This window comes from Streptacidiphilus cavernicola (assembly GCF_042510955.1).
GTDB classification, from domain to species: Bacteria; Actinomycetota; Actinomycetes; order Streptomycetales; family Streptomycetaceae; genus Streptacidiphilus; species Streptacidiphilus cavernicola.
The window spans coordinates 94,082-108,516 of record NZ_JBHFAB010000018.1 but is presented as its reverse complement, the minus strand read 5'-3'; the positions used below and the strand labels follow the sequence as shown (position 1 = coordinate 108,516).

Here is a 14,435-nt window from a genome sequence, read left to right as displayed (position 1 = left end):
GCGGGGCCCGTTGTCAGTCTCTCGCGGTAAGTTAATGGCGTCCCTCTGTCACCGTACGGAAGCAGCCCTCCGATGACCGTTCGCGTCGCCACCTGGAACATCAACTCGGTCAACGCCCGGCTCCCGAAGCTGCTGGAGTGGCTGGCCTCGGCCCAGCCCGATGTGCTCTGCCTGCAGGAGCTGAAGTGCGCCACCGACGCCTTCCCCTTCGACGCGGTCGCCGAGCTGGGGTACGAGACCGCCGCGCACGGCACCGGCCGCTGGAACGGCGTGGCGGTGCTGTCGAAGATCGGCCTGGCCGACGTCGTCCGCGGCCTGCCGGGCCAGCCCGGCTACCTCGCCGACGCCGACTCCGCCGCGGACACCCTGATCGCCGCCGAGCCGGAGCAGGAGCCCCGCGCGGTCGCCGCGACCTGCGGCCCGGTCCGGGTCTGGTCGGTGTACGTGCCCAACGGGCGCGAGGTCGGCCACGCCCACTACGGCTACAAGCTGGAGTGGCTGGCCGCGCTGCGCGAGGCGGTCCGCGAGGACACCGCGGGGGCGCGGCCGTTCGCCGTCCTGGGCGACTTCAACGTGGCCCCGACCGACCAGGACGTCTGGGACGTCGCCAAGTTCGAGGGCCTGACCCATGTCACCGAGCCCGAGCGGCAGGCGCTGGCCGACCTGCGCGAGATCGGCCTCGCCGACGTCTTCCCGCGCCCGCTGAAGTACGACCACCCCTACACGTTCTGGGACTACCGGGGGCTGGCCTTCCCCAAGAACTACGGCATGCGGATCGACCTCACCTACGCCAACAAGCCGTTCGTGGCGGCGGTCAGCGACTCCTACGTGGACCGCGAGGCCCGCAAGGGCAAGGGCACCTCGGACCACGCCCCGGTGGTGGTCGACCTGGCGCTCTGAGCCCGGCGGACGATGCCGGTGGCGAGCAGGTACTGGGCCGTCAGATACGTCGCCATCACCCAGAAGCCGGCCGCGGGCAGCTGCGGCCAGTGCGCCAGGTCGGTGGCGATCAGGCTGTCCGAGACCAGGAACAGCGCGCCGCCGAGGCCGGTCCGCGGTCCGGCGCAGGCGGCGGTCACCGCGGTCGCGGTCAGCAGCAGGCTGTAGACGGCGAGCGGGATCCGCAGCCCGGCGTCCAGGTCTGGCCAGAGCAGGGTGATCAGCACCGCCCAGACCACCGCGTACGGGGCGCCGGTGCGCAGCAGCCGGGCCCGGTCGTGCAGCGCGCCGGTGCGGACGAAGTGGGTGACGTAGCAGACGTGGGCCACGGCGAAGCCGCCCATGCCGACCAGGAACCAGCCGCCGCCGAAGATCAGGAACAGGTCCCCGGCGCAGGACGCCAGCAGCGCGCCGAGCAGCAGTCGCGGCGCGGCGGCGCCGACCGCGGCGGTGAGCGCGAGCATGAGCAGCGGCTTGGTCAGATCCGCCCCGAGGCCCAGCCCGACCAGCAGGAACACCAGGTGCAGCGCGCCGAGGACGGCATACGCCGTCATCGCCCGCGAGCGGGTCACGCGGCGACCTTCGCGTCCCGCTGCTTCGCCGCCGCGGTGGCCGCGGCCAGGTCGGCGGGCTGCCAGCCGGGGCCCCGGAACAGGTAGCCGGCGCGCTCGCGCCAGCCGCGGGCGGCGGCCAGGTCGCGGCCGATCGCGGCGTACTCGTGGGTGGCCACGCGCAGCGGGTTGTAGGTGCTGATGTTCTTGGTCAGGCCGTAGACCGGCCGGTCGGTCTCGGCGGTGAAGCTGCGGAACAGCCGGTCCCAGACGATCAGGATGCCGCCGAAGTTGCGGTCCAGGTAGCCGCCCTGCGAGGCGTGGTGCACCCGGTGGTGCGACGGGGTGTTGAAGACCAGTTCGAACGGGCGGGGCAGGGTGCCGATCCGCTCGGTGTGGATCCAGAACTGGTAGACCAGGTTGACCGAGGAGCAGAAGGCCACGGCCGCGGGGGAGACCCCGAGCACGATCAGCGGCAGGTAGAAGACGCCGAAGGTCAGGTCGGTCCACGGCTGGCGCAGCGCGGTCGACAGGTTGTAGTGCCGGCTGGAGTGGTGCACCACGTGCTGGGCCCAGAGCAGCCGGATCCGGTGGGTCGAGCGGTGCGCCCAGTAGTAGCAGAGGTCCTGGCCGAGCAGCATCAGCGGCACGGTGGTCCACCAGTGCAGCGGCACCCGCAGCGGGGTGGCGGCGTAGAGCAGGTTGTAGAGCGCGAACGCGGGGAGCTTCCAGAGCAGGTTGGTGCCCAGGCTGCCGAGCCCCATGGCCAGGCTGGTCGCGGTGTCCTTCTTGGCGTAGCCCTGCTCGTCCTCGTCCGGGTGGACGAAGAAGGAGACGATCTCCACGATCGTCAGCAGGACGAACGCGGGGACGGACCAGAGCACGGCATCGGGCAGGTTCGGCATGATCGGGAGCGTAGAACGGGGAGACTTCCCTGCATAGGGGTTGTTACCCACCCGTAGGAAAATCTCCCCGCCGCGCGCCCCGGCCGTCCCCCTGCTCCCGCGCGTCCCACTGCTACCAGACCCGGACCGAGCCCCCGGTCGCGAAGGCCGGGCTGGTCGCCCCCGGCGGCGGCGCGTCCAGCGGCAGCGCGACCTGGTCCACCAGCGGTCCAGCCTTGGCCGCGAGCGTGTCCAGGGCGGGCAGGTCGAAGCCGTAGACCCGGGCCGCGTTGCCGCCGACCATGGCCGCCACCTCGGCGAACGGCAGCCCGGCGTAGGCAGTCCGGAGCGCCTCGGTGGTGTAGGGGTAGGTGCCCTCGTCGTGCGGGAAGTCGCTGCCCCACATGATCTTGTCCAGGCCGATCCGCTCGCGCAGCGGCACCTCGTGCGCCCGCATGAAGCTGGCGCCGACGAAGCAGTTGCGCTCCCAGACCGCGCGCGGTCCCGCGCCCATCGCCTCGGCCAGGCCCGCGCCGAACTTGGACTCGGCGGTGGACGCCCGGGTCGCCGCGCCGACCAGCCGCCGGTGGTAGTAGTCCAGCATGTCCAGCACGCCGGGGATCCAGCCCGAGCCCTGCTCGGTCAGCACCAGCCGCAGTTCCGGGAAGCGCCGGAACGCCCCGCCGAACACCAGGTGCCACAGCGCCCGGTGCGAGAACCAGGTGGTCTCCACCATGAACACCGCCCGCGCGGCCGGCTCCTCGCCGAGCACCGGACCGGCCGAGCCGCCGTGGTGGTTCACCGGCACGCCCAGCTCCGCGCAGACCGCCCAGAGCGGGTCGTAGACCGCCGAGTACAGCTCCGGCACCGGCGCTCCGGGCGGGACGCCGGGCAGCACCACGCCGCCGGTGAGCCCGGCCGCGTGGCAGCGGCGCACCTCGGCCACGGCCGCGTCCAGGTCGCCCAGCAGGATCTGGAAGGTCCCGGCCCGGCGGCCGGGGGCGAGGCCGCAGAAGTCGGCCATCCAGCGGTTGTGCGCCTGCAGCCCGGCCCAGCGCAGCTCGTACTCCTCGGCCGTGGGCTGAGCCGCCGTCAGCGAGGTGCTGGGGTAGAACGGCGGGACGGTGTTGGGGAACACCACCTCGGCCACCACGCCGTCCTGCTCCAGCTCGGCCAGCCGGCGGTCGCTGTCCCAGTTGCGGTCGGCCTCGGGGGCCTGCAGGTCGGCGAAGGGGTTGACGTAGTCCGCGGCCCAGGCGTCGAAGGCCCGGTGGTGCCGCGAGGCCAGGTAGGGGCGGTAGTCCAGCAGGTCCGCCCCGGCGTGGCAGTCGGCCGAGATCACGGTGTAGCGCTCGGGGGGCGGGGTCTGACGGTCCGTCACAGTGTGCTCCCCTCGGTCGGATCAGGGGTGTGGCGCGAAGCGCCTCCGGCAAGGGTGGTGGTGGGCGACGGGCGGGCGGTGCCGATGAACGGGAAGTCGTGTCCGGTCAGCCAGTGCCGGCCGACCTCGCGGGCCGGGGCCCAGGCCGCTTCGACCGCCGATTGGTCCGCCGGCTGGCCCAGTTCGGCCGGGGTCGGGCCGATCCGGCGGGCGATCGGGGCCAGCCGCGCCAGGTCGAAGCCGAACACCTCGGCGCAGGACAGCCCCAGCAACTGCCGGGTCTCCGCGATTGGGATGTCGTGGAAGGTGGTCCGCATCCACTGCCGGGTGTTCGGCCAGGTCCCCTCCGGATGCGGGAAGTCGCTTCCCCAGCAGATGTTGCCGACCCCGATCTCGTAGCGCTGGGCCAGCTCGCGCCGCTTGGTGTTGGTCGCGGCGATGAAGCAGTTGCGGTCCACGTACGCGCTGGGAGCCATGGTCAGCTCCGAGAACGGCGAGAGCTTCTTTCCGCCGTGCGCGCCGAGGTAGAGCCGGTCCATGAACCACAGCAGGTTCGGCAGCCACCAGCAGCCGGACTCGGCGATCCCGAAGCGCAGGCCAGGGAAGCGCTCGAACACCCCGGACCAGAGCAGGAACCACAGCGGGCGGGACGGCCAGAAGGTCACCTCGGTGACGTAGATGCCCAGGTGGTCGCCGTACTCATGGCGCGGGGCCGCGCCGGAGTGGGTGAGCACCGGCAATCCCAGCTCCGCGCAGACCGCCCAGACCGGGTCGTAGCGGCGGTCGTGATAAGGCGCTTTGTCGACCCACATGGACGGGATCATCACCGCGCGCAGCCCGGACGCGTGCGCCCGGCGCACCTCGGCGACCACCGCCCCCACCTCGCCGGTGATCGGCAGCAGCGCCACCCCGGCGTGCCGCTCCGGTTGCGCGCTGTCCGCGATCAGCTCGGCCAGCCAGCGGTTGTGCGCCTTGGCCCCGGCCATGCCGAGCACCGGGTCCTGGTCGCCGCTCAGGCCGAGGCCGACGCCGAAGGGCGCGGCGGTGGTGCTGTCCACCGCGTCCGCGTCCGGGAACACCACCTCCCCGGCCACGCCGTCGCCGTCCAGCTCCTTGTCGCGCTGCGCCGCGTCCCAGCCGCCGCGCAGGCCCTCCTCGTGCTCCTCGAACCACTTCCGCGCGAACGCCTCGTTGCGGACCCCGAGCCGGGTCGCCTGCTCCCGCCGGGCGGAGGCCTCGGCCAGGAAGCCGTCGAAGGCGGCGTGGTGCGCCGACTCCAGGTAGGGGCGGTACTGCTCGGTCGGCAGCCCGGCGTGGCAGTCCGACGAGATGACCAGATACGGTTCCTGATCGGCCATCACTCCTCCTCCGGAATGCTCCATCGTCATTCACCTTCCAGGATGAAGTGCTCCAGGTAGGACGGGTTGCCGCGGTCCAGCATCGACTGCGACCTGGCCCGGATCTGCCGGTCGCTGTGCTCGCTCGGCGGCAGCATCCAGAACCGGTCCGCCCGGATGCCGTCCACCACCGTCCCGGCCACCTCCTCGACCGGGGTGAACGCGACCTGCTGCCCGGCTGCCTCCATCGCCGCCTCCCACTGCGCCAGGCTGCGGTACGGGGTGCGCCGGGGGCGCTCCTTGGCGAAGCGGTCCGGGCGGTTGCGGTGCGACTCCCACAGCCCGGTGCGCAGCATGTGCGGGCCGGGGAACAGGACGGACGCGCCGACCGCGGCCCCCTCGGCGCGCAGGTGCGCGTAGAGCGACTCGGTCATGGTCACCACCGCCGCCTTGGTCACCGCGTACACCGACGCGGTCGGCAGCGGGGCGATCCCGCCGTCCCCGGACGAGGTGTTGACGACGTGTCCGGGCTCCCCGGCCGCCAGCATCCGCGGCACGAACGCCTGGATGCCGTGGAACACGCCCCAGACGTTGACCGCGAAGGCCCACTTCCAGTCGTTGGGCTCGTGCTCCCACATCCGGCCCTCGGCCCCCGACCCGACCCCGGCGTTGTTGCACAGCACGTGCACCGCGCCGAAGGCCCGGTACGCCGCGTCGGCGAGCGCGTCCACGCTCGGCCGCTCGGAGACGTCGGTGGGCACGCCGACCGCCTCCGCCCCGCCCTCGCGCAGCCCGGCGACGGCCTTGTCCAGCGCGGGTTCCTCGACGTCGGCGAGGACCACCCTCAGCCCCTCGGCGGCGAAGCGCCGCGCCATCGCCAGACCGATCCCGCTCGCCGCCCCGGTGATGACGGCGACCTGCCCGGGGAGCAGCTCCATCACGCGCCCCCCGTCGGCGGCACGGGCGCGTCCAGCAGCTGCATCGGGTCGTCGTAGCGCTGGTGCAGATACGGCAGCAGGGCCTGCGCGCTGACCCGTTCGGCCACCCGTCCGCGCTGGTCGGAGCTCTTCTCGCCGATGGTGATCTCCAGCAGCCGGTGCACCGGCAGATCCGCCACCGGGTCGAACGGCGACTCGCGGAGCAGTACCTCGCCCTCGATCCGCTCCAGCCGGCGGATCCGCTCGGTGCGGGTGCAGTGCACCAGCACCGGGTCCAGGTCGAAGCCCTCGCCGTCCACGGCGGGCAGGAACTTGAAGTAGAAGTCCAGCTTCTCGGTCGGCTTCCCGGTCGGCGCGGGCACCGGCAGCTCACCGGTCACCCGGCCGCTGACCTCGACGAAGGTGATCCCGTGCCGGGTCAGCGTGGCGCTCACTCGGTCCCCGTCGCGGTGGACCGCGACCTCGCCCAGCTTCTTCGGCTCGCCGAACACCTCGCGTCCGCCGATCAGCGCCCGCTCGGTGCTCATCGGCATCACCAGCGGGTACCAGCCGGTGTGCGCGCCGTGCTGCGCGCTGACCGCGAACGAGCCCGCGCCCAGCGGCGCGCCGAACAGGTCGACCTGGCTGATGTTCACCCGCACCAGCGCCTGCTCGGCCGGCTTCAGCGGCGGCGGCAGCACCTGGGCGACCGCGTCGGCGTCGGTGGTCCACACCGCGACCACCCCGGTCGACCAGATGTCGGGCAGGACCGCGCGGCTGCTCCTGGCCGCCTCGATGTCCGCCTCGGAGCGCGGACCGTAACGTACTCGTGCCATGGCTGAACCACCCTCTCGTCGCCTCGGTCTGTAACACTGTTACTCCGAACTGCGCGAAGGGTAAAGAGAAATGACAACCCGTCAGCAATCCCGTCAGCAGCTCAGCCGGGAGGCGGTGCTGGCCGCCGCGGAGGAGCTGGTGCGGGAGCACGGCCCTCAGGCGCTGACCATGCGCAGGCTCGCCACCGCACTGGGCGCGGCGGTCACCGCGATCTACTGGCACGTCGGCAACCGGGAGGCGCTGCTGGACGAGCTGGTGCAGCGCACGGTCCGGGAGATGGGCCAGATCACCGCGCACGGGGCGACCCCGGCGGCGCGGGCCGAGTCGGTGGCGCTGACGCTGCGGCGCAAGCTCAGGGCGCACCCGCACCTGATCGCGCTGGTGCACGAGCGCGGGCTCACCGAGCTGATGATGCTCCCGGCCCAGCGCGCCCTGGTGCACGAGGCGCACACCGCCGGGCTGCGCGGCGAGGCCGCGGCGGAGGCGGTGCGGGCGGTGCAGGTCCAGGTGGTCGGCTTCGTCCTGGTCGAGCGCAACCGCGAACGCGCCCCCCGGCAGCACCCGGGCGAACCGGAGCTCTGGGACGCCGAGACGGCGGAACAGGACCCGCCCCTGGCCGCCGCCCTCGGCCGCCCGACCGACCCGGACCGCCTGTTCGCAGCCTCGGTCCGGGCCTTGGTCAGCGCGCTGTGGCCGTGCTGACCGAGTAGCCCTTGCGGTCACGCCAGACGAACCCGGGCTGCTGGAAGCCCCGGTCGATCTCCTGCGACAGCGCGGCGCACACCGCGGGGTACTGCGGACTGTCGGCCGGGACGCCGTAGAAGTGGAGCAGCGACACCGCGAACTCGGTGAGGGGGGCGGCTTCGGGAAAGACGAGGGATCCGGGGACGCTGTTCACCCGGACGTTCCCGAAGACCTCCCTGATCATCCCGGGAAGATTTCCGGAGTCGGTCTCCGGTCGGGCGTCCGGTGGAACCGTGACCCCGTGGGCCCGCACCGTTCTGGCGATGAGCCGGCTGAGCAGCGGAGCCTGACCCGCGTCGTTCACCACGGCGACGAACGTCCCCGACGGCTTGAGGACGCGCCGGCACTCCCGGAGCGCGTCGGGTACCGCCCGTACGTGGTCGAGCATATGGCGGGCGAAGACGAAGTCGAAGGCGTCGTCTCTGAGCGGCAGCCGGTGGATGTCGCCGCGCACGGCATGGATCCCCCGATCGGTGACGCTTCCCACAGCGGCCTCGGAGATGTCGAGGCCGAGCACCCGTCCGTTCCGCTGCGGACGCGCCAGCCGGGCCAGGAAGCTGCCCGTTCCACAGCCGATGTCCAGCACTGACGCGTTCCCGCTCACGGGGGCGTACGCAAGAGTGGACGCCTCGACGTCGTCGGGCGGATCACTGTGGAGCAGATGCACCCGCTGCCGCACGGCGAGCCGGTCCATCGTCCTGTACTCGTCGGCCTTCAACCGTCGCCCCCTGGAATCGATTCAGACGCCTGCGGAGAACCTGATGACCGACTCGACTCCGTCCAGGGACTCATCGGTGTTGTCGATGCCGAGCAGCCTGAGTCGGCAGTCATGGAGGATGTGCTCCAACTGTGCGCTGCTCTCCGTGAACAGAATCCCCTCGTTGCTCTCGGAGACCAGTCGGTGATCGCCGAAACGCACGCACATCACACCTTGGGCACGGGCCCCGGACAGGGACTCCCTGGCACGTCTGAGTGCCGAGATCAGCACGCCGGGACGGGCGGACGATGCGGCGGTCGGCAGGTAGACCAGGTCGAAGCCGCGGGAGGCCGAGGAGCTCTCCGGGTCCAGCCAGACCGGAAAGTCGGCCCGGACCAGGCGGGACCGCGACGGAGGCACCAGGCCGACCGACTCCTCGGCCTCGCCCGCGATCCAGAGGACGTCCGACTCCGCGTGCTCGGAAAGCACCTGGAGGACCGCCCGCACCGTGGCCTGCCGAGGGCGCCAGGCGGTGGCCGCCGAGGGCTCCGACTGCTGATCGGGTGACACGTAGTGGCCGTTTTCCAGGGTCCTGGACCATGCCCTTGCCCAGGCCCGGTGACGCGGAGTGTCGACGGCGCCCGTTGAACGGCCGCGGTGCTCCGCGCACAGCACAGCCTGGTCGGAGACATCGCGCTGGCTCAGCGTCTTCCGGCTGGTCCGGGCGGCCGTCAGATGCAGGGTCCGGTCGACCCTGAAGGCCTCCGCGATGGTGGGATCCCGTAGCAGCCCGGCGAACTGGACACCGTGGGTGAAGCGGAGCCGCTCCTTCAGTTCGACCTCATCGGTCGAGCTGAACACGCGGTCCAGGGCGCGGCGCACGATGTCGCTGGCCGTCGACACGCGGTCGTCCGAGGAACGGGCGGCACAGAGGTCGTCGAATACCGACAGTGCCTGGATGCTCAGGCCGATGTCGGGCCGAGGTCCGTTCGGGGTCGGCACGGTCAGGAGACCGTCACGTGTGTGCTCCCCCTGCAGGACGGCGACTGCGAGCTGCTGACAGGTTGCCACCGTCTGCTCGTAGAGGTACTGCTGGGCCAGTCCGAGCGGCATCCGGCCGAGGTGGAGTGAGGTCAACTGCTGGGCGCTGAAGAGGAAACTCGACTGTGCCAGCGCCACCAGGTTTCCGTAGGCGCCGAAGCGGGCGCAGGCGGCCTGCGGCGAGGTGTCGGCCAACGGCGCCGAGACCCGTCCCTCCAACTCCTGGGCCATCTCGTCGACCGTGGTCGACAGGGTGTTCCGCAGCTTCTCCGAGAGGTGCGAGCCCAGGATCTCGTTGTCGTGCGCCAGGAGCTCGTACAGCGCCCAGGCCCCGGCCGTCATGCCGAAGGTCCCCGATGTGTCGAGCCGCCAGTGGCGCAGCGAGCTCTCCAGGTACTTGGCGCTGCGCACGACTTCGGGGTACGGGCTCTCCTCACCGAAGGCGCGCTGCAACCTCAGCAGGGTGGCCAGGGTGATCGCGGTGTGCCGGATGCGTACCTCGGTGGGAGCGGTGCGGGTCTGAATCGTGGCACCCACGGCACCGCCGCTGGCCGTGCGCAAGCGTAAGAAGTTCGCCCCGGCACGCAGGGACTCCCCGATGGCCGCCTGCAGTCGTTCCGAACTGCCGTCGCCCACCGTGACCAGGGAGTTCAGCGCGGCACAGGTGACATCGATGCCCCCGTGAACCCGCATCGGCGGGCGGTCGGGGGCCTGCATCTCCGAGGCGTTCGCGTATTCCGTCATCCACCGGGCCAGGGACCTGGCCCAGCCCCCGCTCGGCAACTGCTCCGACAGAAGGGCCAGCAGGACTTTCTCGGCGACCGCGTCGGGGTCCGACCAGGCGCTGCCACCCGCTCGCGGGGGTGCGGACGCGGCGGCCGGGATCCGGGGCGGTTCCTCCCTCGGACGGGGAACCGTGGGAGCCACCTGCTCCCCGACCCGCTGCACAAGAAAGCGCTTCACCTGGACGTAGGTGAGATCCGACCGGTCGGAGAACTTGCAGACGGTGCGATGGTCGGCATCCACGGGAATGGCCGTTGCACCGGGAAGGTGCGGATTTCCTGAGGACTCACCGACGACCCGCAGACCCTTGGTGTCCTGGGTCTCGTAGAAACTGAGATTCGCCAGTTCCGTGCGCGTCGCGTAGTTGCGGTACCAGTCGTCCAGCTCACGCAGGTACGTGTGGTCGTCGGCCAGTTCGCGTACCAGCGGGGTCGCCCGTACGGTCCTCAGGTAGCCCAACAGGGAGGCGAGCCCGGATCCGGTGTGGGGAGTCGAGAAGAACACGACCCCGGCAAGGTTCTCGCAGAATCCGGAGTACTGGTCGCCCATGGTGTTGCTGTGCCTGATGATCTGTTTGATCACCAGGCCGCCGAGGCTGTGGCCGACCAGGACGAAAGGACGCCTGCCGATATCGTGCCCGTCCCGCAGGGCGGCCAGGAGATTGGTCGCCCGATCCCGTATCGGCATGCTCTTGCCGTGCCAGCGCGTTGCTGAGGCCGGATAGTTGACGCACCATACGGCGAACCTGGAATCGTCTTCGGTCAGCCAGTCCGGCCAGGAAAGCGGAGCCCCCTTCTTCGAAGGGTAGGTCCATGTTCCGTGCCCGTCGCCGCCCAGACCGTGGAGCAGCACGATGTCCGCTGAAGTTGACTGGCTGTCCCCGACACGTCGCACATCTACCAAGATCTTCTCCAAGGAGAGGCCGGAATCACTGTAGCAAGGGGTCGGGCGCGAAGCTCCCGTTGCGGCGTGGTACGAACGCGGCCGACCGGCGGGTGCCGAGCCCCGGGCCTGGTCGAGCCTCAGGCCTACAGGCCGGAGGGGAGCAGATCGGTCGGGACGTCCGAGGGGAGGCCGCTGGGCAGCAGCGACTTCACGGACGACGGGAGGTCGGACGGCAGCCCCGAGGGCAGCCCGCTGGGCAGCCCCGTGGGCACTGCGGTGGGCCCGGTCTGGGCACCGCTCGGAGTCGTGGAGCCGCTGCTGCCACCGGACTTGCAGGCGGTGACCCCGGCGAGCAGGGCGACCGTCCCGAGGGCCGCGGCGGCGGTCAGGGCGGCGGCCCGGCGCGAGCGGCGGGGGATACGGGACGCGCGGGGCGCGCTACGGAGGGTGCGGGACGGCGTGGGGTTCGGCATGGTTTCGTCTCCTCGGACGGATATCGCGGATCGGACACCTCTGACACGGACGGCACGTTCGAGCCGGAACCGCAGGGGGTAGTGAGCCCTCACTCACCCGGATGACCTCCCCACCTCCCCCGGTTCCCGCCCCATTCTGCCGAGGCCGGGGCAGGCCCGGGGGGCGGGTCGACGATCTCCGCTCCGAAAGGAACGCCCTGTGCCCACCACGTTCGCGGGTCCGGACGACCTGCCCCTGCTGCCCCCCGGTCCGGACAACCGGCTGGTGCGGCTGCTGGTCCAGGTGGTCGACCAGCCCGAGGAGCGCGCACGCGCGGTGACGCTGCTCAACGGCGAGCACTGGTCGGTGCGGCCCACCCGGAGCGAGGACCAGGTCACCCCGGTTCCCAACCGGGTGTCCATGGTGGTGGAGATGTACGTCCGCGGGGCCCGGGTCGGGGCCAGGCCCAGGGCGGAGCAGGCGGTGCAGCAGCTGGCGGCGCGCGCCACCCTCGGGCTCTGGGTCATCGACTCTGCCCTGGTCCGAGCCGAGCCGGGCGCCCCGTCGACGACGTACCAGGTCTACACGCGGCAGACCGCCCCGCACGGCCTGGGCTGGCTGTCCGGCCTCTGGCGCGACCTCGGGGGAGCCGACGCGCAGCGGGGGTTCCAACTGCCCGGCCCTCCGGATCTCGTCGCCGCTCGAGCCGAGGCGCAGCGCAGGCACCTCGGCGGTGTGCTGTTCGACCCGGTGCTGCACGACGTCCGGGTGGTGCTGGGGCCCGCGGCCGGCCCGGGTTCGTCCGGACGGATGCGCTGGCAGGCCAAGGCGCTGATCGCGGGCCGGGTGATCCTCTGGATGCTGCTCTTCCTGGCCTGCGGGGCGGTGCTGCAGCGGTCTTCGGGGGCCTGGGGTGCGGTTCCGTCAGCTGTGGCCGTTGCCGCGGCCTGGCCGGCGGGGAGTTGGCTGACCGCCAACGCCAGGCCGCTGCTGAGGTGCGTCGTCGGCGGGGCGGCCGCCGCGATCGTGGTCTTTCTCGGGTACACCCTCGCCGCGGACGTCCCCCCGGGGAGCAGCGCCGGGTTGCTGCTGTTGCGCACGCTCGTCCTGCTGCTGCTGGGGTGCTGCGCCTACGGCTGCTGGCTGGCCGTGCGCTTCACCTGGCTCAGCCGAAACGCCACGTTCGTGGCCGGCGGCCTGCTGGGGGTCCTGCCGTTCGTACTGCCCTGGGTGGGCAACCTGCTCAAGGAGGTGTACCTGCAGGACGGATTCGGCATCCCCGCCTCGTCGGTCCCGGTCGCCTCGTACGCCGTGGACGCGGCGGGGCTGAAGCCGGTGCTGATCGGGGCGGCCCTGCTGATGGTGCTGGTCGGCGGCGCCGGATGGCTGCGGTACTTCCACCAGGCTCCGAGCACTGCCAGTCTCGCCTTCCTCTATGGCCCGCTGATCTGCGTCGTCTACGTCGGAAGCGCGCTGCTGGCCGGGATCCACGGCGCGAGCGGTGCGGCCGACCGGGCGGCGGAGCAGGCGCGGGCAGGGCGGGCGCCGTCCAGTTACTTCGGGATCGAGGGCCGGATGATGTGCCTGGTGCCCACCGGGGCCGAACCCGTCCCGGTGTTCAACGGCCCGCTGCCGACCGACCACCCGGTCCTGGTCTTCGGTACCGGCAGTGACCCGCTGTGGGCGTGGGACCCGCGGCGCCCGGACCGCGGTGGACCCTCGGGCCAGGCCCTCAGCCTGCCGGCGGCGGCCGTCTCGGTCGTTCCGCCGCGAGGGGCGGGCTGTCCGGCGGCGAGGCACTGAGCCTGCCGGGGGACAGCCCCCGGGCCGGAGTCCGGCTGACGGGCCGACACCTGGGCGGCGGGTGCTGCGCGGTGCGCCCGTCCGGGGGTGGTCAGCGCCTATTCTCGGAAGCGGGTGACCGGCCGGGATCGGTGCAGGCCGGACCGGTGGCGGCGTTCCTGGGAAACATGAACGTCTTCGCTGTGTTACGGCCGACGTATTGTCAGCCCGGCGCTGGTGGTCCTAGGTTCTACGCACGTAGACATTCGCGTGAACCGCTTCTCTGCTGTCAGTAGAAGGTGAGGGTGTGTCATGTCCCAACCCGCGAACTCCGGCGAGCCGACCCAGGTGGTGCGCGCTGCCCTCGTCCAGGCCCGGTGGACCGGCGACAGCGCCTCCATGATCGACCTGCACGAGTCCTACGCACGCGAGGCCGCAGCCCAGGGCGCGAAGATCATCGGCTTCCAGGAGGTCTTCAACGCCCCCTACTTCTGCCAGGTGCAGGAGGAGGAGCACTACCGCTGGGCCGAGGCCGTCCCGGACGGGCCCACCGTCACCCGGATGCGGGCCCTGGCCGCCGAGCTGGGCATGGTCGTCGTGGTCCCGGTGTACGAGGTCGAGCAGCCCGGCGTCTACTACAACACCGCCGCGGTGATCGACGCCGACGGCAGCTACCTCGGCAAGTACCGCAAGCACCACATCCCGCAGGTCAAGGGCTTCTGGGAGAAGTACTACTTCAAGCCCGGCAACCTCGGCTGGCCGGTGTTCGACACCGCGGTCGGCCGGGTCGGCGTCTACATCTGCTACGACCGGCACTTCCCCGAGGGCTGGCGCGCGCTCGGCCTGGCCGGGGCGCAGATCGTCTACAACCCCTCCGCCACCAGCCGCGGCCTGTCCGCCTACCTCTGGCAGCTGGAGCAGCCCGCCGCCGCGGTCGCCAACGAGTACTTCGTCGCCGCGATCAACCGGGTCGGCGTGGAGGAGTACGGCGACAACGACTTCTACGGCACCAGCTACTTCGTGGACCCGCGCGGCCGGTTCGTCGGCGAGCCCGCCTCCGACAAGGAGGAGGAACTGGTGGTCAGGGACCTCGACTTCGGCCTGATCGAGGAGGTCAGGCACCAGTGGGCGTTCTACCGCGACCGCCGCCCGGACGCCTACGGCCCGCTCACCGAGGCCTGAGCCGGGGTAGTAAGCGGAGACA

At 71.7% G+C, this 14,435-nt stretch carries 13 protein-coding genes; 4 read left to right on the top strand and 9 right to left on the bottom strand.

Annotated features, from left to right (window positions below; all coding sequences use genetic code 11):
- Positions 1–72 precede the first annotated feature (72 nt).
- Positions 73–900, top strand: coding sequence for an exodeoxyribonuclease III (locus ACEZDE_RS23075; RefSeq protein WP_380538853.1), 828 nt, complete (start codon positions 73–75; stop codon positions 898–900).
- On the opposite strand, the gene ACEZDE_RS23070 is transcribed toward ACEZDE_RS23075, so the two are convergent.
- The 6 genes from ACEZDE_RS23070 to ACEZDE_RS23045 form a co-directional block, all read right to left on the bottom strand.
- Positions 825–1,511, bottom strand: coding sequence for a lysoplasmalogenase (locus tag ACEZDE_RS23070; RefSeq protein ID WP_380538851.1), 687 nt, complete (start codon positions 1,509–1,511; stop codon positions 825–827). The two genes, ACEZDE_RS23075 and ACEZDE_RS23070, sit on opposite strands and share 76 nt — an antisense overlap.
- Positions 1,508–2,395 (bottom strand): sterol desaturase family protein, encoded by an 888-nt coding sequence (locus tag ACEZDE_RS23065; RefSeq protein ID WP_380538849.1) that lies wholly within the window; start codon positions 2,393–2,395, stop codon positions 1,508–1,510. The genes ACEZDE_RS23070 and ACEZDE_RS23065 overlap by 4 nt, the downstream gene beginning before the upstream one ends.
- Before the next feature lie 112 nt (positions 2,396–2,507).
- Positions 2,508–3,755 (bottom strand): amidohydrolase family protein, encoded by a 1,248-nt coding sequence (locus tag ACEZDE_RS23060; RefSeq protein ID WP_380538847.1) that lies wholly within the window; start codon positions 3,753–3,755, stop codon positions 2,508–2,510.
- A complete protein-coding gene (locus ACEZDE_RS23055) occupies positions 3,752–5,113 on the bottom strand; it encodes an amidohydrolase family protein (protein ID WP_380538845.1) in 1,362 nt (453 codons plus the stop codon). The genes ACEZDE_RS23060 and ACEZDE_RS23055 overlap by 4 nt, the downstream gene beginning before the upstream one ends.
- A 26-nt stretch (positions 5,114–5,139) precedes the next feature.
- A complete protein-coding gene (locus tag ACEZDE_RS23050; protein ID WP_380538843.1) occupies positions 5,140–6,030 on the bottom strand; it encodes an SDR family NAD(P)-dependent oxidoreductase in 891 nt (296 codons plus the stop codon).
- Positions 6,030–6,845: an acetoacetate decarboxylase family protein gene (locus tag ACEZDE_RS23045; protein WP_380538841.1), complete on the bottom strand. Its 816-nt coding sequence runs from the start codon at positions 6,843–6,845 to the stop codon at positions 6,030–6,032. The genes ACEZDE_RS23050 and ACEZDE_RS23045 overlap by 1 nt, the downstream gene beginning before the upstream one ends.
- A gap of 70 nt (positions 6,846–6,915) precedes the next feature.
- On the opposite strand from ACEZDE_RS23045, the gene ACEZDE_RS23040 reads away from it, so the two are divergent.
- Complete coding sequence (locus ACEZDE_RS23040) at positions 6,916–7,548, top strand: TetR/AcrR family transcriptional regulator (RefSeq protein ID WP_380538839.1); 633 nt, start codon at positions 6,916–6,918, stop codon at positions 7,546–7,548.
- Here ACEZDE_RS23040 and ACEZDE_RS23035 read toward each other — a convergent pair.
- The 3 genes from ACEZDE_RS23035 to ACEZDE_RS23025 form a co-directional block, all read right to left on the bottom strand.
- Positions 7,526–8,308, bottom strand: a complete 783-nt coding sequence (locus ACEZDE_RS23035) for a class I SAM-dependent methyltransferase (RefSeq protein WP_380538836.1) — start codon at positions 8,306–8,308, stop codon at positions 7,526–7,528. The genes ACEZDE_RS23040 and ACEZDE_RS23035 overlap by 23 nt on opposite strands.
- 21 nt (positions 8,309–8,329) lie before the next feature.
- Positions 8,330–11,026 (bottom strand): alpha/beta fold hydrolase, encoded by a 2,697-nt coding sequence (locus tag ACEZDE_RS23030; RefSeq protein WP_380538834.1) that lies wholly within the window; start codon positions 11,024–11,026, stop codon positions 8,330–8,332.
- Positions 11,027–11,139: 113 nt separating this feature from the next.
- Complete coding sequence (locus ACEZDE_RS23025) at positions 11,140–11,469, bottom strand: hypothetical protein (RefSeq protein WP_380538832.1); 330 nt, start codon at positions 11,467–11,469, stop codon at positions 11,140–11,142.
- A gap of 199 nt (positions 11,470–11,668) precedes the next feature.
- Here ACEZDE_RS23025 and ACEZDE_RS23020 point away from each other — a divergent pair, with 199 nt between their 5' ends.
- A complete protein-coding gene (locus tag ACEZDE_RS23020) occupies positions 11,669–13,252 on the top strand; it encodes a hypothetical protein (protein WP_380538830.1) in 1,584 nt (527 codons plus the stop codon).
- Between the two features lie 291 nt (positions 13,253–13,543).
- On the top strand, positions 13,544–14,413 hold the full coding sequence (locus ACEZDE_RS23015; RefSeq protein WP_380538828.1) for a nitrilase-related carbon-nitrogen hydrolase: 870 nt from the start codon (positions 13,544–13,546) through the stop codon (positions 14,411–14,413).
- The last annotated feature ends 22 nt before the right edge of the window (positions 14,414–14,435 follow it).